This window comes from Pseudomonas sessilinigenes (assembly GCF_003850565.1).
In the GTDB taxonomy this organism is placed as follows: Bacteria; Pseudomonadota; Gammaproteobacteria; order Pseudomonadales; family Pseudomonadaceae; genus Aquipseudomonas; species Aquipseudomonas sessilinigenes.
Window position 1 is genome coordinate 5,941,861 of sequence record NZ_CP027706.1, and the last position, 16,519, is coordinate 5,958,379.

Annotated in this window: 11 protein-coding genes; 4 read left to right on the forward strand and 7 right to left on the reverse strand. The window is 65.4% G+C overall.

Annotation, left to right across the window (positions count from 1 at the left end):
• Positions 1-7: 7 nt before the first annotated feature.
• From C4K39_RS27240 to C4K39_RS27250, 3 genes are all read left to right on the forward strand, one after another.
• Positions 8-547: a phage tail protein gene (locus C4K39_RS27240; protein WP_124347905.1), complete on the forward strand. Its 540-nt coding sequence runs from the start codon at positions 8-10 to the stop codon at positions 545-547.
• Complete coding sequence (locus C4K39_RS27245) at positions 547-1,083, forward strand: GNAT family N-acetyltransferase (protein ID WP_068580852.1); 537 nt, start codon at positions 547-549, stop codon at positions 1,081-1,083. Before C4K39_RS27240 ends, C4K39_RS27245 begins: the two co-directional genes overlap by 1 nt.
• Before the next feature lie 114 nt (positions 1,084-1,197).
• On the forward strand, positions 1,198-6,429 hold the full coding sequence (locus C4K39_RS27250) for a putative Ig domain-containing protein (RefSeq protein ID WP_217884154.1): 5,232 nt from the start codon (positions 1,198-1,200) through the stop codon (positions 6,427-6,429).
• A 148-nt stretch (positions 6,430-6,577) separates the two neighbouring features.
• Here the strand turns inward: C4K39_RS27250 and C4K39_RS27255 are convergent, their stop codons facing one another.
• The 7 genes from C4K39_RS27255 to C4K39_RS27290 form a co-directional block, all read right to left on the reverse strand.
• Positions 6,578-7,978, reverse strand: a complete 1,401-nt coding sequence (locus C4K39_RS27255; protein ID WP_068580859.1) for an aspartate aminotransferase family protein — start codon at positions 7,976-7,978, stop codon at positions 6,578-6,580.
• Between the two features lie 2 nt (positions 7,979-7,980).
• Positions 7,981-9,429, reverse strand: a complete 1,449-nt coding sequence (locus C4K39_RS27260; protein WP_124347906.1) for an APC family permease — start codon at positions 9,427-9,429, stop codon at positions 7,981-7,983.
• 87 nt (positions 9,430-9,516) lie between these two features.
• On the reverse strand, positions 9,517-11,007 hold the full coding sequence (locus C4K39_RS27265; RefSeq protein WP_124347907.1) for an aldehyde dehydrogenase: 1,491 nt from the start codon (positions 11,005-11,007) through the stop codon (positions 9,517-9,519).
• 231 nt (positions 11,008-11,238) lie between these two features.
• Positions 11,239-12,402: an acetylornithine deacetylase gene (gene argE / locus C4K39_RS27270; protein WP_124347908.1), complete on the reverse strand. Its 1,164-nt coding sequence runs from the start codon at positions 12,400-12,402 to the stop codon at positions 11,239-11,241.
• Positions 12,395-13,072, reverse strand: a complete 678-nt coding sequence (locus C4K39_RS27275) for a DUF1028 domain-containing protein (protein ID WP_124347909.1) — start codon at positions 13,070-13,072, stop codon at positions 12,395-12,397. The genes argE and C4K39_RS27275 overlap by 8 nt, the downstream gene beginning before the upstream one ends.
• Before the next feature lie 214 nt (positions 13,073-13,286).
• The gene (locus tag C4K39_RS27285; RefSeq protein ID WP_022639313.1) at positions 13,287-13,697 is read right to left on the reverse strand and encodes a RidA family protein; all 411 of its coding nucleotides are present in this window, start codon (positions 13,695-13,697) and stop codon (positions 13,287-13,289) included.
• Positions 13,697-14,995: a flavin-containing monooxygenase gene (locus tag C4K39_RS27290; protein ID WP_124347910.1), complete on the reverse strand. Its 1,299-nt coding sequence runs from the start codon at positions 14,993-14,995 to the stop codon at positions 13,697-13,699. Before C4K39_RS27290 ends, C4K39_RS27285 begins: the two co-directional genes overlap by 1 nt.
• Before the next feature lie 402 nt (positions 14,996-15,397).
• Here C4K39_RS27290 and nspC point away from each other — a divergent pair, with 402 nt between their 5' ends.
• Entirely contained in the window at positions 15,398-16,495 is a 1,098-nt protein-coding gene (gene nspC / locus C4K39_RS27295) for a carboxynorspermidine decarboxylase (RefSeq protein WP_068580877.1), read from the forward strand.
• Positions 16,496-16,519: the final 24 nt, after the last annotated feature.

The following is a 16,519-nucleotide window of genomic DNA, read 5'->3' on the forward strand; positions in this document are numbered from 1 at the left end:
ACCGATCATGGACGCGTTTACCGGTGAAATCAGACTGTTCCCCTACAACTTCGCACCGCGAAACTGGGCCTATTGCGATGGTTCGACCCTTACTGTCCAACAGAACCCAGGGCTCTTTTCGGTCATTGGCAACATGTATGGCGGCACTCCAGGGATAACCTTCCAACTGCCCGATCTCAGCGGACGCGTCGCCATGGGTGCCGGAGCCCTCAGCCAGTTCGCCGTGGGTATCAAGATGGGCGCCGACCGGATACAACTGCAGCCCAATAACATCTCGTCCCATACCCACTTGGTCCTGGCCAAGGACGGCAGCGAAACGGCAGCGGCCCTGGACACCCCCAACAACACCGCTTACCTGGCACAACCACGCAATGTGCGTTTGTACAGCACCGTCGTCCCGACGTCGGGCGACCAAACGCTGGACCCTGGCACAGTGGGACCGGCCGGCAACCCCACGATACCGCCGACAATGCGCAACACCATGCAGCCCTACCTGACGTTGTGCTATTGCATCTGCCTGGATGGCGAGTACCCGGTCAAACCCTGATGACGTACTCCACGCACCTCTCACCAACGGCAAGCCCCGCGGTCGTACTGCGCCAGCAGGACGACCACGATCGGGCGTTCCTGCATGGGCTGTACCTGTCGCGCCGCTGGGCCGAGGTCAGCGCGGTGCCCGGCTGGCATGACGACCAGCGCCGTGACTTCCTGGTGTCCCAGGCTGAGTTGCAACGCCAGCACTATGAAAAACACTACCCCGCGGCGGATTTCCTGATCATCGAGCAGGCGGGCCTCCCCATCGGGCGGCTGTGCGTGAATCGCCAGGCGAACGATGTGCGCATCGTCGATATCGCCCTGCTCCCGGCTTGGCACGGCCAGGGCATTGGCACGCAGTTACTGCAGAGCCTGCTCGCCGAGGCCGATGCCCTGGGGCGCTCCTGCAGCCTGAGCGTCGAACAAGGCAGCCCGGCCCGCAGACTCTATGAGCGCCTGGGCTTCCAGAGCGGCGCCGATAGCGGCCTCTATACCCAGATGCAGCGGCCCGTCCGGCCTGTTGCGCAAGAGGACCTCGACAACCCTTGAGTGTCGTGCAGGACCTGCCCATTGGGCCGGCTGTAGCCATGTTGTAACCGCTGGACCTTTATCAACATTCACGCTGGACACGACCCGCAAGCCGGTCGCAAGGCAGGAAGCCCCATGAAAACGCCACTTATCGCGCTAGGTACCTGGGTGAAACGCCCGCTGCTTTCACTCTTTATGCTGCTGGTCATGCTGTCCCTGGCGAACCAGGCAATGGCCGCGGCTCCCGTGATCACCAGCCCGGCCTCGGGCAGTACCTTGCCCAGCGTGGCGGTGGGCCAGTCCATGAGCATCCCCATCAGTTCCACTGGCGGAGCCCTGCCTCTGGACAGGTGGGTGGAATGCGATGCCAACGACCCGGACTACGATGGCGTGACCCCCTGCCTGCCCTCGGGCCTGATCCTCGATCCGTCACCGGGCAGCGCAACCACCACACTTCACGGCGCTCCAACCACCGCCGGCAGCTACACCTTCAGCATCACCCTCAATGACGGCCTGAATCAGGGCGGTGTCGCCACCTACACCCTGTTGGTCACGAGCGGGGCAACGCCGACCCTGACGTCGGTCTCCCCCAACACCGGGACCACCGCCGGTGCCACCGCCGTCACCCTGAGCGGCACCAACCTGACCGGGGCGACCGCGGTCAGCTTTGGCGGCACGGCCGCCACGGGTTTTAGCGTCAGCAATGCCAGCACCATTACCGCCACTACCCCGGCCCATGCCGCTGGCGCGGTGAATGTGATGGTTACCACCCCAAGCGGCACGGCGACCCTGACCAATGCCTATACCTATGCCGTACCGGCCCCGACCGTTGGCCCGGTGAGCGCCACGGTGGCCGCCAACAGCAGCAGCAACCCGATCACCTTGAGCCTGAGTGGCGGCACCGCCACCAGCGTGGCCGTCTCCACTGCCGCGACCCACGGGACCGCCACTGCCACCGGCACCAGCATCACCTACACCCCCACCGCCGGTTACTCCGGCAGCGACACATTCGCCTATACCGCCACCAACGCCAGCGGCACCTCCAGCCCGGCCACCGTGACCCTCACCATCAGCGCGCCGACCCTGGCGATAACGCCGACCACTGTGCCCAACGGCACCCAGGGCACGGCCTACAGCACGACCCTGACCGCCTCCGGCGGCACTGCGCCCTACACCTACGCAATCACCAGCGGCAGCCTGCCGGCCGGGCTGAGTCTGAACACCAGCAACGGATCGATCAGCGGTACGCCGAGCGCCAGTGGCAACACCAACCTGACCGTCACCGCCACTGACGCCAACAGCGCCACTGGCTCCAGGGCCTACACCTTGACGATCGACGCTCAAGCACCGGTTGCCAACGCCGTCAGCGCCACGGTCGTGGCCAACAGCAGCAGCAACCCGATCACCCTGAATATCACCGGTGGCACCGCCACCAGCGTGGCCGTCTCCACCGCCGCGACCCACGGGACAGCCACTGCCACCGGCACCAGCATCACCTACACTCCCACTGCCGGTTACTCCGGCAGCGACACCTTCGCCTATACCGCCACCAACGCCAGCGGCACCTCCAGCCCGGCCACCGTGAGCCTCACCGTCAGCGCGCCGACCCTGGCGATAACGCCGACCACTGTGCCCAACGGCACCCAGGGCACGGCCTACAGCACGACCCTGACCGCCTCCGGCGGCACTGCGCCCTACACCTACGCAATCACCAGCGGCAGCCTGCCGGCCGGGCTGAGTCTGAACACCAGCAACGGATCGATCAGCGGTACGCCGAGCGCCAGTGGCAACACCAACCTGACCGTCACCGCCACTGACGCCAACAGCGCCACCGGCTCCAGGGCCTACACCTTGACGATCGACGCTCAAGCACCGGTTGCCAACGCCGTCAGCGCCACGGTCGTGGCCAACAGCAGCAGCAACCCGATCACCCTGAATATCACCGGTGGCACCGCTGCCAGCGTGGCCGTCGCCACCGCCGCAGCCCACGGGACCGCTACCGCCACCGGCACCAGCATCACCTACACCCCTACCCCCGGCTATTCCGGCAGCGACACTTTCACCTATACCGCCACCAACGCCAGCGGTACCTCCAGCCCGGCCACCGTGAGCCTCACCGTCAGCGCTCCCACCCTGGTGATTGCCCCGGCCAGTTTCAGCAGTGGCACGGTGGGCACGGCCTACAGCACCATTCTCAGCACCAGCGGCGGCACTGCGCCCTACTCCTACAACATCACCAGCGGCAGTCTGCCTTCCGGCCTGAATCTGAACCCCCTCACCGGCGCGATCAGCGGTACGCCAACAGCGAGCGGCACCAGCAACCTGACCATCACCAGCACCGACAACAACGGTGTTACAGGCAACAAGGCCTATTCCCTGCAAATCAATGCACAGGCCCCAGTAGCCAACGCGGTCAGCGCCACGTTGGCAGCCAACAGCAGCAGCAACCCGATCACCCTGAGCCTGAGTGGCGGCGCCGCCACCAGCGTGGCCGTTTCCACCGCCGCGACCCACGGCACCGCTACCGCCACCGGCACCAGCATCACCTACACCCCTGCCCCTGGTTACTCCGGCAGCGACACCTTCGCCTACACCGCCACCAACGCCAGCGGCACCTCCAGCCCGGCCACCGTGACCCTCACCATCAACGCTCCAACCCTGGTAATTACTCCGGCCAGTTTCAGCAATGGCACAGTGGGCACGCCCTACAGCACCACCCTCAGCACCAGCGGCGGCGCCGTACCCTATGCCTACAGCATCACCAGCGGCAGCCTGCCTTCCGGCTTGAGCCTGAACACCCTCACCGGCGCGATCAGCGGTACGCCAACAGCGAGCGGCACCAGCAACCTGACCCTCACCAGCACCGACAACAATGGCGCTACAGGCAGCAAGGCCTACACCCTGCAAATCAATGCACAGGTCCCTATAGCCAATGCGGTCAGTGCCACGGTGGCAGCCAACAGCAGCGCTAACTCGATCACCCTGAGCCTGAGTGGCGGCGCCGCCGCCAGCGTGGCCGTCGCCACCGCCGCAACCCACGGCACCGCTACCGCCACCGGTACCGGCATCACCTACACCCCTGCCCCTGGTTACTCCGGCAACGATACCTTTGCCTATACCGCCACCAACGCCAGTGGTACTTCCAACCCAGCCACCGTGACCCTCACCGTCAGTGCACCGACCCTGAGTATCAACCCCGCGAGCCTGGGCGCAGGGACCAGTGGCACGCCCTACAGCACCACCCTCAGCACCAGCGGCGGCGCCGCGCCCTACACCTACAGCATCACCAGCGGTAGCCTGCCCGCAGGCCTGAGCCTGAACGCCAGCACCGGGACAATCAGCGGTACCCCAAGTGCCAGCGGCACCAGCAACCTGACCCTCACCAGCACCGACAACAATGGCGCTACAGGCAGCAAGGCCTACACCCTGCAAATCAATGCACAGGTCCCTGTAGCCAACGCGGTCAGTGCCACGGTGGCAGCCAACAGCAGCACTAACCCGATCACCCTGAGCATCAGCGGCGGCACCGCCACCAGCGTGACAGTCTCCACCGCCGCAACCCACGGCACCGCTACCGCCACCGGTACCGGCATCACCTACACCCCTGCCCCTGGTTACTCCGGCAACGACACCTTTGCCTATACCGCCACCAACACCAGTGGCACTTCCAGCCCGGCCACCGTGACCCTCACCGTCAGTGCACCGACCCTGAGTATCAACCCCGCAAGCCTGGGCGCGGGCACCAGTGGCACGGCCTACAGCGCCGTCCTCAGTAGTTCCGGAGGCAGCGCGCCCTACACCTACAGCATCACCAGCGGCAGCCTGCCCGCAGGCCTGAGCCTGAACGCCAGCACCGGGACAATCAGCGGTACGCCAACGGCCAGCGGCACCAGCAACCTGACCCTCACCAGCACCGATAGCAACGGCGCCACGGGCTCGCGGGCCTACTCGATCAGCATCAGCGCCGTGCCCATCAGCGTGCCGGCCTCCAGCCAGATCCTCTCGGCCGGAGAAGAAGCCATCGTCGACCTGACCCAGGGCGCCACGGGTGGCCCCTTCACCCAGGTCATCCTGGGTACGGTGAGTCCGGCCTCGGCCGGTAGGGCCATGATGCGCGGCCCCTTCTCGATGCGCTTCGTGCCCTCGGCGGCCTTTGCCGGTACCGCGATCATCAGCTTCAGGTTGCACAACGGCACGGGCTCCAGCGCTGCTAGCACGGTCAGTTTCATCGTCCAGCCGCGCCCGGACCCCACCAAGGATGGCGAAGTGATCGGCCTGCTCAATGCCCAGAGCCGAAGCGCAGAACGCTTTGCCAGTACCCAGATGGACAACTTCAACCATCGACTGGAACAACTGCATCAAATGCGTTGCGACCGCAATTCGTTCAATGCCAGCCTGCGCAAGGACGGTAGCGACCTGCCCCTGGGCGAGATGGCCAAGGCCATCGAGCAGCAACTGGGGAGTTCGGCAAACCAGACCGAGCAGCAAAAACGCGAAGCTGCGAGCGCTGCGCAAAATGGCGAGTGCCAACAGCAGGCCCTGGCGTTCTGGAGCGATGGTTTCGTCAACAACGGCTCGACCCATGCCCGCGGCGCCCGCGACAACAGCTTCACCACCATGGGCCTGAGCGCCGGTGCCGACTATCGCCTGTCGCCTACCGTCATCGCCGGTATCGGCATCGGCTACGGCACCGATCGCAGCGAGATTGGCGACCACAAGACCCGCAGCGATGCGGACGCCATTGGCATCGCCACCTATCTGAGCCTGAACCCCGCCTCGCAGTTCTACCTGGACGGTTTGCTGGGCTATAACCGCATCAGCTTCGACTCGCGTCGCTACATCACCGGCAGCGCCAACGACTACGCCCGTGGCTCGCGCGATGCCGACCAGTTGTTCGCGTCCCTCACCGCCAGCTACGAATACCGCCAGGGCCAGTTGTCGCTGACGCCCTATGGGCGTTTCAATGCCAGCACCACGCGCCTGGACGCCTTCAGCGAAAACGGCGGAGGCATCTACGGCCTGTCCTATGAGGAACAGCGCCAGCAGAACTTCACGTCCTACCTGGGCCTGCGTACCGGCTATGACCTGATGACCCGGGTCGGTGTGGTCACTCCCAAGGTAGGCCTGGCCTGGGGGCACAATTTCAGCACCCACAGCGACTACAAGATGCGCTACACCGACCAGGGCGACGAGGGCATCCTGTATCGCCTCAAGCCCGACGCCCAGGACAGCGATTTCGCCAGCCTGGACATGGGTATGGACTTCAACCTCGGACGCGCCTGGCAACTGGGCTTCTCCTACAAGACCGCCCTGGGCTCCGATGAGCGCAACGACAGCTTCCGCCTGGGCCTGAACGGCAAGTTCTAGACCCAAAGCAGGCTAGCGGTTGTGGCCGGCACCGTGCAGCGGGAACCCCTTCCCCTGTACTGCAGAAAAAAACACCCCGCCGGAGCCAGGCTCCGGCGGGGTGTTTTTTCTCACCCGATAACGGATCGGGACAAGCGCCTATCGACCATCAGGCCGCTGGCAAGCTCCCGGCGTCGATCTCACCTGCGGTGCGCTCCAGCGCGCGACGGGTCTTGTCCACCAGCTCGTCGATATCCGTCCGAGTCGCCACCAGGGCCGGGGCCATGATCATCCGGCCCAGGGTCGAGCGAATGATCACCCCCTCCTCGAAACCCAGGGTGCGACAGCGCCAGGCGATGTCGTTCTCGTTGGCGAAGCGCTGGCGGCTGGCCTTGTCCTTGGCCAATTGCAAGGCGGCCACCAGACCGGTGCCCTGGATCTCGCCAATCAGCGGATGGTTGCCGAACACCTCCCGCAGGCACTGCTGCAAGTACGGGCCGGTATCGTCGCGGACCCGGTCCACCACGCCCTCGTCGCGCAAGGCCTTGAGGTTGGCGATGGCCACGGCTGCCGCCACCGGGTGCCCGGAATAGGTCAGGCCGTGGGCGAACACGCCACCCTCCTCCACCAGCACCTGGGCGATGCGCTTGCCCAGCACCAGGCCGCCCATGGGCACGTAGCCGCTGGTCAGGCCCTTGGCGATGGACAGGGTATCGGGCTCGAAGCCGAAGTGCTGGTGGGCGAACCACTGGCCGGTACGCCCGAACCCGCCGATCACCTCGTCGGCGCACAGCAGCACGTCGTACTGGCGGCAAATGCGCTGGATCTCTGGCCAGTAGCTTTGCGGCGGGAAGATCATGCCGCCAGCGCCCTGGAAGGGTTCGGCGATGAACCCGGCGACGTTCTCGGCCCCCAGTTCGAGGATCTTCTCCTCCAATTGCCGGGCGCAACGCAGGCCGAACTCGGCCGGGCTCAAGTTGCCCTCATGGGCGAACCAGTAGGGTTCGTCGATATGCGCGACATCCGGAATCAGCCCGCCCATTTCATGCATGAACTTCATGCCGCCCAGGGCCGTGGCCGCGAGTGTCGAGCCGTGATAGCCGTTCCAGCGGCCGATCATCACCTTCTTCTGCGGCTGGCCGAGGATCTGCCAGTAGCGGCGCACAGTGCGGATCAGCACCTCATTGGCCTCAGAACCGGAGTTGGTGTAGATGGCATGGCTGTAGTGCCCCGGCAACAGGCTGAACAGCAGTTCGGACAGCTCCACCACCGCCGGGTGGGTGGTGTGGAAGAACATGTTGTAGTACGGCAGTTGTTCGAGCTGGGCCGTGGCCGCGGCGGCCAGGTCCTTGCGGCCGTAGCCGAGGTTGGTGCACCACAGGCCGGACATGCCGTCCAGGTAGCGCTTGCCGTCGTTATCCCAGAGCTGCAAGCCTTCACCCCGGACGATCACTCGCGGACCTTCGGCATTCAGGGCCTTTTGGTCGAGGAACGCATGGATATGGTGCGCTGCGTCCAGATCCTGGTAGTCCCGGGTGCTGCGTTGCGGCTGGGGGGTATAAGCACTCATGGTCATTCTCCTGCGCTATGGGAAGGTTCATTGCAAGAACGTGGCGAAGCAGTGGAGGCGGCAGGCACCAAGGGCTCCGGGGTGAACAGCGGCTTGCGCATCACCCACTTGACCCAGAGCACGGCAATCAACGAGATCACCCCCAGAACCACACCGGCACTGCCGAAGATCCGCCCAGTCACCTCAGGTGACGGCGAGACGTGATAGATCGCAAACAGCATGCCGACGATGCCCACCACCTGGGGCCAGGGATAGAATGGCGAACGGAACGGCCGTGGTGCATCCGGGTAGCGTCGGCGCAAGGCAATCACATCGACATGCACGATGATGTAGGCCAACAGCCAGGCCACTGCAGCGGCCAGCAACAGCAGGCTGATGGAGTCCGGGTCCTGCCCCAGCACCAGGATCGGCAGACCGGTGATGGCGGCAATGAACAGCACCGCCACCCAGGGCGTTCGGGTACGCCGGCTCAGGCGCTTGAACTGAGGGAAGGCCTGGCCGTTCTGGGCCATGCCGTAGAGCATGCGAGGCAGCGCCGCCAGGGACGAGTTGACGGTGCTACAGGTGGCAGTGATCACCGCCCCCACCAGGAACAACTTGCCGGACTCGCCGAACACCGTGGTGGCGAACAGGAAATGCGGCAGCGGATCGCTCACCAGCTGGTCCCGGGGAATGCACAGCAAGGCGCCGAGGCAATACAGGGTGATGACCAGGAAGATCAGGCTCAGGCCGATGATCATCGAACGCGGGATATTGCGCTCCGCCCGCTTGGTCTCCTCCACCAGCGGGCAGACGAACTCGGCGCCGACGAAGCCCCAGATGGCCATCGCCGCCAGGGCCAGGGCGCCGATGCCCATGGGGTTCCAGCCCTGCTCCAGGGACAGTTGCACACTGGCCTGGGCGCTGCTGACCGCGCCTAGCCCCAGGGTCAGGAGAATCACCACCATCACCACCGCCAACACCGTCTGCAGCTTGGCGAAGACATCGATACCCAGCAGGTTGAGCGCGGTAAAGGTGCCCAGCACGCCATAGGCCACCAGCATCGGAGGCAACGCCCCCGGGTAGACCTTGCCGATGATCAGGTCCAGGAGCAGCAACTCGGCAGACAGCGCGAACATCGCCACCACCATGTAGCCGGAGAAGGTCGCGAGGATGGCCGGAAAGTGCCCGATGGCCACCTCGGTGTAGCTGCTCAGGCTACCGGCCCGAGGTACCAGCAGGGCCAGTTCGGAAAACGACATCGCATAGGTCAGGGCCAGCAGGTAGGCCAGCAGCAAGGGGATGAAGAAGCCCAACCCGGCCATCCCGGCCCCTTGCAACATCAACACCATGACCCCCTGGGACACCACCAGGCCCACGGCCACCGAAACCAGCGAGCCCAGCCCGAGAACCCGGCGCAACCCGCCACCGGCAGCAGGCGCTGCCGCTGTGTCCAAGACATTTGCACTCATGCCACACACTCCTTTCTTATTGTTGTGAACCTGCCACCGAAGACAGGCGAGGGGGTGCCGCTCGGCACCGCAAGGCACCCGCGTAGCTCAGCGCAACTGGATCCAGGTGGTCTTGAGCTGGGTGTATTTGTCGAAGGCATGCAGCGACAGGTCGCGCCCGAATCCCGACTGGCGCCCACCACCAAAAGGCACGGTGACATCCAGGGCGTCCACGGTATTCACCGACACCGTGCCGGCGCGCAAACGCTGCGCCACGCGGTGGACACGGTTCAGGTCATCGCTCCATAACGAGGCGGCCAAGCCATAGACGCTGTCGTTGGCCAGGGCGATGGCCTGCTCTTCATCATCGAACGCCGTCACCGCCAGTACCGGGCCGAAGACCTCCTCCCGGGCGATGCTCATTGACGGGTCGACAGCGGTGAAGATGGTCGGCTCGATGTAGTTGTCGCTGCCATCGATAGACAAGCGCCGACCGCCACAGGCCAGCTGCGCGCCCTGCTCGCAGGCAGTCTCGATATGGCCCATGACACTGGCCGCCTGGCGTCGATCGACGATGGCACCGGCACGGCTGGCCGGGTCCAGCGGATGACCCGGCTGCCAGTCCCGGGCCTTGAGGCGCAGGCGCTCGACGAACTCGTCATGGATGCTGCGCTGCACCAGCAGCCGCGAATTGGCCGAGCACACCTGGCCCTGGTTGAAGAAGATGCCGAACGCGGCCTTTTCAGCAGCCAGATCCAGGTCCTGGCAGTCGGCGAACACCAGGTTCGGGCTCTTGCCGCCGCACTCCAGCCAGACCTGCTTGAGGTTCGATTGTGCCGAGTACTGCATGAAGTACTTGCCCACGGTGGTCGAACCGGTAAACACCAGGCAGTCCACATCGGGATGCAGGCCCAGGGCACGCCCGGCCTCGCTCCCAAGGCCCGGCACCACGTTGAGCACCCCTTCCGGCAAGCCGGCCTCCAGGGCCAGCTCGGCCAGGCGCAGGGCCGAGAACGGCGACTGCTCGGCGGGCTTGAGCACCACCGAGTTGCCCGCGGCCAGGGCCGGTGCCAGCTTCCAGGCAGCCATGTCGAGGGGGAAGTTCCATGGCACCACCGCGCCAATCACACCCAGGGCCTCACGGCGAATGGTGGCGTGGCTGCCGGTGCCGCCGGGAGCGACCTGATCATAGAGTTTGTCGATGCTCTCGGCGTACCAGGCAAAGACATTGGCAGCGCCCGGCACATCGATGTTCCAGGCGTCCATCACCGGCTTGCCCATATTCAGCGAGTCCAGCAAGGCCAACTCTTCACGATGGGCGAGCATCGACTCGGCCAGGCGCAGCAGTACCTGCTTGCGTTGCCCCGGCGCCATGCGTGCCCAGGGGCCATGCTCGAACGCCCGGCGCGCCGCGGTCACCGCCAGGTCTACCTCACTGGCGCCGCAGGCGCTGACCCGGGCCAGTACCTGGCCGGTGGCGGGGTTGATCGCATCGAAGGTGGCACCGGATGCCGCCGGCAAACGCCGACCGCCGATCAGCGCCTGGTCAATGAATGTCTGTTGGGCAGCCCGTTGCTGCCAGTAACGAAGATCGAACACGCTGCATGCCCTCGTCGGCCGTTGCCACGGCCTGGTTGTTATTGGAGTTCAAGGCGATGGTGCGTCACTGGGGAGCGGAGGAAAAATACTAAAAATATGCTCCAGTCCCATGAAAAAACTCTGTAGCCCGATGAGCCTCGACACCCCGTCGCAGAGCCCTCGCGGACGACCGTCAGGGTTTGAAGCAGCAGGCTGCGCGGGGCTGTGCCGGGGTCGGTAGACGAGGTCGACTCAGGCCGGTTGCGCCAGCCAGTCCGCCAGGCGCAGCAATAGCGCATCGCAGGCCGCGAGCTGCTCCAGGCTGATGAACTCATCCGGCTTGTGCCCCTGGTCCATGCTGCCCGGCCCGCAGACCACCGTGGGGATGCCGGCCTCATGGAACAGTCCGCCCTCGGTGCCGAAAGCCACGGTGCCGAATTCCCGGGAGCCACTGAGCAGCGCCAGCAGTTCGGCGGCCTCGCTGTCGGGCGCGGTGGCCAGCCCCGGATAGGCACTCAAGGGCTGCAGGTCGATGGCGGTATCGGCTTGCACCGCGCGCATCCCGGGCAGCAACTGCTGCTGGGCATAGTCTTGCAGCTCATCCACCACCTGCTGGGGGTCGAAGCCCGGCAGGGTGCGCACCTCGAAATCGAACTGGCAATCCTGCGGCACGATGTTCAGTGCCCGGCCGCCACGGATGATGCCGGTCTGCAGTGTGGTGAAGGGCGGATCGAACCGTCGGTCATGGTGCTGCGGCTGCGCCAAGCGGGTGCCGATCTCCCCGAGCTTGCCGATCAACCGCGCCGCGTACTCGATGGCATTGACCCCCTGGGGCGCATAGGCCGAATGGCAGGCGGCGCCCCGCACCTGGCAGCGCATGGCCAGCTTGCCCTTGTGCCCCAGCACCGGCCGCAGCTCGGTGGGCTCTCCGATCAGGCACAGCAACGGCCGGTGCGCTCGGGCCTGCAAACGGGCGAGCATCGGCCTTACGCCGAGGCAACCCACCTCCTCGTCATAGGAGAACGCCAAATGCACGGGCAACCGCAACGGCCGCCGGAGCAAGGTCGGCACCGCCGCCAGCACCGCGGCGATGAACCCCTTCATGTCTGCCGTGCCACGCCCGTACAGGCGCCCCTCGCGCTCGCTCAGCACGAAGGGCTCCACCGTCCAGGCCTGGCCATCCACCGGAACCACGTCGGTGTGGCCGGAGAGCACAATGCCGCCACGGTCGTCGGGACCGATGCTGGCGAACAGGTTGGCCTTGGTGCGCTCGGGGTTGTAGATCAGCTCGCTGTCGACCCCGAGGCCCGCCAGGTAATCGCGGATAAAGGCGATCAGCTCCAGGTTGGAATCACGACTGACCGTGGCGAACCCCACCAGCCGTGCCAGCAGTTCGCGGCTCGACGGATCATTCATTGCCCGGCACTCCATAGCTGGGGGCCGCCGTGGGGTCCAGGGCCCGAGTCAGGTAGTCCTGCATCTGCGGGCGATAGGCTTGCCACAGGTCATTGAGCTGGCCGATGGGGTCTTCCTCGGCCCAGTCCACCCGCAGGTCGACCACGGGCCAGGTCAGGTCGTCCACCACCATCAGCGCCGCCGAATGCACCGGCCCGGCCTCGCCGCCGGCGCGCATCGCGGCGTGCATGGCCGCCAGCAAGCGCTCGGCGAGCATCCCCGGGGTGCCCTCGAAAGCCCGGACCATGGCGTCGATGACCTCGGTCCCGGCCAGCAGGTTGCCGGCCGCCACGCACTGCTCCCCCGCCAGGGCGTTATGGGTGCCCAGGGCCTGCTGGCCGCTGAACAGTGCGGTGCGCCCCTGGTCGTCGATCACCGTGACCTGGCGGTACTGGCTCCAGCCATTGCGCCCCAGGGCCTGTTGCAACGCCTGCTGCGGTTCCAGCTTGTGGCTCTCCAGCAGATCGAGGATCTGCGGCCCGAGGGCCGGCAGGGTGACATTCTGGGTGGCCACCGCCCCGACCCCGGCCCGCACCCAGGGACAGCGCGCGCCCACGGCGATGCTCGAGGAACTGATGGCAATGCCCAGCTGGCCGGTTTCGGCGCAGCGCCCAACGATGGAAAAAGTCATGGCAACTCCTTGGCCCATAAGGACCTCTGGGGGGCACCCCTAAAAACTACCTGCGTTGCCATCGCTGCGTTAAAAACCGGCTCAAAATGCTCATTTACCCCTTGTAAACTGCGCTTTTTCGCCGGTTTTTGCCTTGCGCTGGCGGCCTCGCCTAGGTTTTCGGAGGTGCCCTGGGGCGGGCCGAGCGGCGCCGCCGAACTCCACAGCGCGGCACTCACTCGGGAATCACCGCGATCACGTCGATCTCCATCAGCCACTGGGGCTGGCCCAGGGCCGCGACCACCAGGCCGGTGGAGATCGGGAACACGCCCTTGAGCCACTTGCCCACCTCCTGGTAGACCGGCTCGCGATAGCGCGGATCGGTGAGGTAGGTGGTGGTCTTGACGATATGGGCCAGCTCGCTGCCGGCCTCCTCCAGCAACTGCTTGACGTTTTTCATCGCCTGCTCGGCCTGGGCCCGTGGATCGCCGAGCCCCACCAGGTTGCCGGCGAAATCGGTGCCCACCTGGCCCCGGACATACACCGTGTTGCCGGCGCGCACGGCCTGGCAGAGGTCGTTGTCCAGGGTCTGGTTGGGATAGGTGTCCTTGGTGTTGAACATGCGGATACGGGTATGGACTGGCATCAACGGGCTCCCACGGAACTGAAGGTATGGACGCTGGACCCGGCCGGCTCGCTGCCGTAGGCCTGGTACTTGCGCTGGGTGGCGATGTGATCGGCGATGTGCTTGGCGTCGTGCCAGACACCCCAGATGAACGACGAGCCGCGCCGCGACAGCCATGGCAGGCCGAGGAAGTAGATCCCCGGCTCGCGGGACACGCCGCGCTGGTGCAAGGGCTTGCCCTGCTCGCTGAAGGTGTCGACCTGCAACCAGGAAAAATCCACGGCGTAGCCGGTGGCCCAGATGATCGAGGTGATACCGGCGGCCTGCAGGTCCAGCTCGAGGATCGGTCGCGTCACGCACTCTGGGTCCGGCAGACGTCGCCGGGCCTCGGGTTCGACCGGCAGGTCGAGACCGTTGCGGGCGATGTAGGCGTCGGCGGCATCCAGCAGGGCCAGGTAGTTCTCGTCGCCACGGGCCAGGTTGTCCACCAGGTCGGACTGGAAGCTCACCCGGTCGCCTTCGAAGGCCTTGGTCAGCCCCACCAGGGTGATGCCTTGGTGGGCCAGGGCACGGAAGTCGATGGTCTGGCCGCCACGGGCGCCACTGACAGCAATAGTCACGTGCTCGCGACCGGGCTTGGCGATCTCGGCGTCCCACTCCCCCAGGACCCCGAGCCACCAGCAGAAATCACGACCACGGTAGGCACGCGGCGGCCGGTCGTGGGCGCCCACCGACAGGTACACCGGGCGGCCGGCACGTTGCAGCTCATCGGCGATCTGCACCCCGGACGATCCGGCGCCTACCACCAGCACCGCGCCTTCCGGCAGTTGCCGGGGATTGCGGTAGTCGGCGGAGTGGATCTGCAGGAGCCCAGTGTCGGCAGGAGCGATGGGCGGGATCACCGGACGCTGGAACGGCCCGGTGGCCGCCACTACGCGATTGGCCTGGATCGATCCCATGGACGTCTCGACCGTGAAGCCGGGGCGACCGATGTTGCGTTGTACCTGGCGTACTTCGACACCGGTACGGATCGGCGCGTTGACCTGGCGGGCATAGGCTTCGAAATAGTCCGCCACCTGGTCCTTGGCGGCGAAGGCGTCGGGGTGCAGGTCGAATTCCAGCCCCGGGAAACGGTCGTGCCAGGCCGGGCCGTTGGCCACCAGGGAGTCCCAGCGGCCACTGCGCCAGGCCTCGGCGATGCGCTTGCGCTCCAGCACCAGGTGCGGCACGCCCAGCTTGCCCAGGTGTTCGCTCATGGCGACTCCGGCCTGGCCTGCGCCTACCACCAGGGTATCCACGTGTATTTGTTCAACGCTCATGTCTGTGTCCTTCTGCGAGACGGTGGACGCCAGCGCAAGGCTGGACGCTCTGTTCAGAACCCGGGTGTAAGTCGGATGCGGCAGATGGTGCGGCAGACATCAGCGAAGGAAAATTACTAAATATGTGCTCGCTGGAGAGCAAAAAACGAGGCAGCTTGCGCGGGATCGCCCGGCGGCCGCTGCGCGCCCGTACGCAGCCGGCGCCAGCGCCTACAGGGCCTGCCTCGATGATCGGGTCCATGCCTGTGGTCGCTGCCGCGACAAGGCCCGCTGGGCCTTCGGACACCGCCCTGCCCGATGCAATCGGGGCCGTCCGGCGAAAATCCATTTCCGTGCTTTCGATCTGTGGACACTGAAGGCACAATGCGTACCTTTTTGGCTGGCCCTGCCGGAGATCGCCCAATGATCAAGACGCCTTATTACCTCATCGACAAACAGAAGCTGCTGGTCAACATGCAGAAGATCGCCTATGTGCGCGAGCAATCCGGCGCCAAGGCCCTGCTGGCCCTCAAGTGCTTCGCCACCTGGTCGGTGTTCGACCTGATGCAGCAGTACATGGACGGCACCACCTCCTCGTCGCTGTACGAGCTCAAGCTGGGCCGGCAGAAGTTCGACGGCGAGACCCATGCCTACAGCGTGGCCTGGGCCGACGATGAGATCGAGGAAATGCTCGATAACTGCGACAAGATCATCTTCAACTCCATCGGCCAGTTGCAGCGCTTCGCCGAACAGTCCGCCGGCAAGGTCCGCGGCCTGCGGGTCAACCCCCAGGTAAGCAGCTCCGACTACCTGCTGGCCGACCCGGCTCGTCCGTTCAGCCGCCTGGGCGAATGGGACCCGGCGAAGATCGAGCAAGTGATCGAGCAGATCAGCGGCTTCATGTTCCACAACAATTGCGAGAACGGCGACTTCGGCCTGTTCGACCAGATGCTGAACCACATCGAGGAGCGCTTCGGCCACCTGCTGCACAAGGTCGAATGGGTCAGCCTCGGCGGCGGCATCCACTTCACCGGCGAAGACTATGCCCTGGATGCGTTCTGCGCCCGGCTCAAGGCCTTCTCCGAAAAATACGGCGTGCAGGTGTACCTGGAGCCCGGCGAAGCGGCGATCACCCAGAGCGCCTCGCTGGAAGTGACCGTGCTCGACACCCTGTACAACGGCAAGCAACTGGCGGTGGTGGACAGCTCCATCGAAGCGCACATGCTCGACCTGCTGATCTACCGCCTCAACGCCAAGATGGCCCCCAACGACGGCGAGCACACCTACATGGTCTGCGGCAAGTCGTGCCTGGCCGGCGACATCTTCGGCGAGTACCAATTCGAGCGTCCGCTGGCCATCGGCGATCGACTGTCGTTCGTTGACGCGGCGGGTTACACCATGGTCAAGAAAAACTGGTTCAACGGTCTGAAAATGCCGTCCATCGTCGTGAAACAACTCGACGGTAGTGTCGAAGTGGTTCGCGAGTTTGGTTTCGAAGACTATCTGTCCAGCCTTTCCTGAACGGGCAGGTAATTAAGGAGAAGT